Source organism: Ruminococcus sp. RTP21484sp1_RTP21281st1_A8_RTP21281_210402 (assembly GCF_040914025.1).
Classification (GTDB): domain Bacteria; phylum Bacillota; class Clostridia; order Lachnospirales; family Lachnospiraceae; genus Blautia_A; species Blautia_A faecis.
The window spans coordinates 31,889-35,612 of sequence record NZ_JBCPGE010000045.1; the positions used below are offsets into that span (position 1 = coordinate 31,889).

Sequence of the window (3,724 nt, forward strand, 5' to 3'; positions counted from 1 at the left end):
ACATAATCCCGCACCGTTTCTTCTGCCAGCTCATAGCTCCAGTCATTTGGAAGTGCTGCTTTCAGTGTCCGGCAAAGCTGGGCATTTTTCTGTTTCTCATTCAGCTCCACAGAGTTCCACAGCACTGCCCTGTCCAGCCATTCCTCCGGTGCATATTCCGGGAGATTGATTTCACAATGCACCAAATCTTCATGGTATTTCGGGCGATACGTTTTCCCGTCATACTCGCTGACAAGAACACTCCTGCTGATGTAAGAAGCTGCATCTACCGCCGACTGCCCTTTGCTCCGCTTTACAATGCTGAACCTTGTGCTGGCATATTTCGTGCGCATACTCACAAAGTTCCTCCCTTACCGTAAAATAGAGGGCAGCAAGAAAAGCCTTTGCAGATGGACGAAAGCCGGGTGTGTTTTCCGGGTTACGGGCAGATGCAAAGGATACAAGGGGGTAGGAAGCGCAGCGGACGGAGGGGAAAGGTTATTTCCCCTCTTGACTGGTGCAAGGCAGGCAACGCCCACCGCAGGTGCCCTCGGAGAGCGCACAAGACCATACGGAGTGTGGTCTATCTGTGCGCACCCCATAACTGGGGTGAACCCATACTCCCGGAGATACTGCTTACACTCCCTGCGAAAAACTGCCACCCGCAAAATCTTTTGAATTGGCGTATCCGCCGCTGTTTTCTTTTGTCTTCGTTTCATCGGCGTGACCGCCGTTTCTGTCTTTTTCATCTTCCATCTCATCCGCATTTTTCTCCATCCTTTTTACGTTTTCCACCGCCTGCCTGCACTCTGCCGAAGCAAGAGCCGCTGACAAGATCACATTCAGTTCTTTTTCTTCATACTGATAACATTCCGGGAAATACTTTGCAACAATGCCGCCCATCAGATATTTATGATGATTCTGTGCTTTCCTGCGTTTCTCATTCTCCTTTTTGCGCTCTGCCTCATATCTTGCCTTTGCCTGTTCCAGATTTTTCAGTGCCTTATCCATTGCAGCACTGGTTTCATTCCTGTTTTTTATCATGTGTTTATACTCCTTTTCTCATTTTTCTGTTTGATTTTTTATTTTATGGCATAAAAAAACAGCCTGAACCTTTTCCATGTCCATAGCCGCTCTCCTGCCATTTGGTTTTCTATTTTTCTTAATTTCCGTATTTTCACGGACAGCTTTCTTCCTGACACAGAGCTGTCACCTCTGTGTGCGGTTCTTTCATAAATTTCCCGCATTTTTATGGCGGTTCATTTCCTGCATCCTCTGCCTTGCCCATTGGCTGTGCTCCTCGTTTACCTTTCTCGGTTTCCGAAGATTGATGAGGTGTTTTTCACAGGAATAGGTTTTACTCACTTCGGTCTGCTCTACCACCTGGTAATGCTCCGGATAAGCTGCAGCCAGTGCATCCAGTTTTCGCATCATCTGCGGGCTGGCTGTATAAATACTGGCTTCCTGTTCATCATTATTAAAATTGATAATCGTTTCCTGCTCATACTTTGTCAGTTTCATCTGCTTTTTTCTCCTTTCCGGCTCCCGCCTGTTTTGCTTTATTTGTATGCTGTTCCATCCACAAAGCCAGCTTCTGCTTTGTGACAAGTTTCCGCCCTCCCACCTGCAAGGTTGGAAAATCCGGACGGTTTAATAGCTGATACGCTCCTGCCTTTGAAATAGAAAGGGCCGATGCCAGCAGTTTTGCATCCAGCACGTCCGGCAGCGTTTCAAATAATTCTTTCCCCACAAAAATCACCCCCTGTCCGGAAATGGGTAAAAGAAAGCAGCTATCGTAAGGATAGCCGCCGATGGGATGGATGGATTAGAATGTTTCCAGATATTTTTGATATTCTTCCGAGATAAAATCCTCATAACAGTCTGCAATATGGCGGATTCTTTTCAGCACCGCACCGTGTGTCTTATAGCCTACAGCTTCCGCAATCTCCTGTAACCTATGCCCCTTCATTTTCATTTCCAGAATCTTTTTATCACGTTCGGAAAGCCCTGCAGCAAACTCCGCAATCTGAAGCTCTGACAACACCGAATTTTCAAACGCACTCCTTGTATCCGGAATATCAAAGTCTATGCTATTTTCTTCTGCATCCTCTGCAAGCTGCTCTATGGATACCGCCTTTTTCCTGGAACGTCTGTGTTCCCACGAACGCATGAAGTCCAGTTTTACCTGACTTCCCCTTTTATCGAAGTCCTCAATGGTTCGGTTGTTCCAGATTTCATCGATCATAGGCTGCCAGTTCTGTTCCTGTATAATTTCCGGCACGAGGGTACCGATCAGGTTGCCAAACTGCTGATAAGTAAGCCACGGAAGTTCCGTTCCCTCCGGCACGTTGTAAAGCTGCTGGAAAGAAAATCCGCTGACCTCAAATTTGTCACGCAGGAGCGGAAGCATAGAGTAAGAGAGCCGCCACAACGGAAAGTCCCCGGAATACTGCGCCGCACTGCCGGGTATCTCCCGGTAGCCGCCTTTTTGATATGGAACTTCAAAATACTGCCATGCGCTCCATGCCACACAATCCCATACCAGTTCCAGAAATGTATCATTGTTTATCATACTGTCATATTTATCCGTCCGCAGCACCTCATAAGGGCAGCGTGGGAAGTTCAGATAAACAGGACGTTTGCTGACAAACTCCTGCGGCAGACTATAAAATAATGTCAGCCATGCTTTGCCGCTGTTCTTTGGAATTTTTATCACCTGTCCCTGCTTCATTTCAATGATTTCTCCATTGTCATTCTGCTTCTGTTCTTTTACATCTTTCATCCAAAATCACCCCCCTACTGATACATGGCAGAAGTCCCATTAAAATGTTCCAATATTTTTGAATATTTTTGAAAAAGTTTTTTCTCTTTTAAATTTCACAATCTGTCCGTTATTTTCTAATATTTTTCTTCTGCTGTCCATCTGTTTTCAGCGGACATAAAAACAGGCGGTACCCAATCTGTTTGAATACTGCCTGTCACTATAATCTTTTTGTATATCCTATGCGTTTTCCCGCAGCCACCGATTGATGATATACTGCCAGTCCATTCCATCCTGCATGACACGCAGAACTGTAACTGTTTTCACTGCTTCATCCACAGTATAAAACAGCAGATAGGATTCACACGGTTTCATGTAAATATCATAACCACGATACCGGAAGCCTGTTGTATTATACCCGGTCGGAAGTGTATCAAGTGCAAGAACCGCTTTTTTAATCTTTTTGGAAAAGTTTTCTGCATATTCCCGGTACTTAAATTGCTGAAGGATATATTTCTTTTTTTCTTTCACATCCAGCTTGCCGCTCTGGGCAATGACAACTTTGTATTTTTTGTTTTCCATCCGTACCCCTTATACTGCATCAATTTCTGCCCATGCTTCTTCCACTGTCTGCACTCTGCCATTTTCCATATCGTCAATGGCTTCATCCAGCTTTGACAGAAGGACATCCATTGCATCGTTGATCGTATAAGTTGTTTCACGGGATTTCGTTGCCTGTGCCAATGCCATAACCATCACCCTTTCTTAAAATAGCACTCATGTTTCTGTCTTTATCATACCACGAACCATCAGAAATATCTATCATTTTTTGACAGTCACACAACACTGGATCTGATTTAATTATTCACACATTTTTTCATTAAACTTATAACCAACTCCCCACACAGTCTGAATATAGACCGGATGACTCGGATCATCCTCTATTTTTTCCCGAATATGGCTGATATGGCTCATCACAATGTT

General features: G+C 44.7%; 8 protein-coding genes. All 8 read right to left on the bottom strand.

Annotated features, from left to right (window positions below):
- Nucleotides 1–332 (bottom strand): MobA/MobL family protein (locus tag AB5170_RS17750; protein WP_368365122.1); only part of this gene is annotated, 332 nt, incomplete at its 3' end.
- A 283-nt stretch (nucleotides 333–615) separates the two neighbouring features.
- Nucleotides 616–1,023, bottom strand: a complete 408-nt coding sequence (locus tag AB5170_RS17755) for a hypothetical protein (RefSeq protein ID WP_070102271.1) — start codon at nucleotides 1,021–1,023, stop codon at nucleotides 616–618.
- A 186-nt stretch (nucleotides 1,024–1,209) separates the two neighbouring features.
- Nucleotides 1,210–1,500 carry a hypothetical protein gene (locus tag AB5170_RS17760; protein ID WP_055056596.1) on the bottom strand — a complete coding sequence of 97 codons (291 nt, stop codon included), beginning with the start codon at nucleotides 1,498–1,500 and terminating at the stop codon, nucleotides 1,210–1,212.
- Nucleotides 1,481–1,729 (bottom strand): hypothetical protein, encoded by a 249-nt coding sequence (locus AB5170_RS17765; protein ID WP_055056595.1) that lies wholly within the window; start codon nucleotides 1,727–1,729, stop codon nucleotides 1,481–1,483. Before AB5170_RS17765 ends, AB5170_RS17760 begins: the two co-directional genes overlap by 20 nt.
- A gap of 75 nt (nucleotides 1,730–1,804) precedes the next feature.
- Nucleotides 1,805–2,761: a hypothetical protein gene (locus AB5170_RS17770; protein ID WP_368361646.1), complete on the bottom strand. Its 957-nt coding sequence runs from the start codon at nucleotides 2,759–2,761 to the stop codon at nucleotides 1,805–1,807.
- A gap of 219 nt (nucleotides 2,762–2,980) precedes the next feature.
- Entirely contained in the window at nucleotides 2,981–3,322 is a 342-nt protein-coding gene (locus tag AB5170_RS17775; protein ID WP_055056593.1) for a type II toxin-antitoxin system RelE/ParE family toxin, read from the bottom strand.
- Between the two features lie 9 nt (nucleotides 3,323–3,331).
- The gene (locus AB5170_RS17780) at nucleotides 3,332–3,490 is read right to left on the bottom strand and encodes a hypothetical protein (protein ID WP_154108127.1); all 159 of its coding nucleotides are present in this window, start codon (nucleotides 3,488–3,490) and stop codon (nucleotides 3,332–3,334) included.
- A 111-nt stretch (nucleotides 3,491–3,601) separates the two neighbouring features.
- The coding region (locus tag AB5170_RS17785; RefSeq protein ID WP_368365123.1) for a helix-turn-helix domain-containing protein at nucleotides 3,602–3,724 on the bottom strand (123 nt) is incomplete at its 5' end.

Coding starts and splice junctions, on each gene's coding strand:
- AB5170_RS17755 (WP_070102271.1), bottom strand. CDS start 1,023: ATGATAAAAAACAGGAATGAAACCAGTGCTGCAATGGATAAGGCACTG.
- AB5170_RS17760 (WP_055056596.1), bottom strand. CDS start 1,500: ATGAAACTGACAAAGTATGAGCAGGAAACGATTATCAATTTTAATAAT.
- AB5170_RS17770 (WP_368361646.1), bottom strand. CDS start 2,761: ATGAAAGATGTAAAAGAACAGAAGCAGAATGACAATGGAGAAATCATT.
- AB5170_RS17775 (WP_055056593.1), bottom strand. CDS start 3,322: ATGGAAAACAAAAAATACAAAGTTGTCATTGCCCAGAGCGGCAAGCTG.
- AB5170_RS17780 (WP_154108127.1), bottom strand. CDS start 3,490: ATGGCATTGGCACAGGCAACGAAATCCCGTGAAACAACTTATACGATC.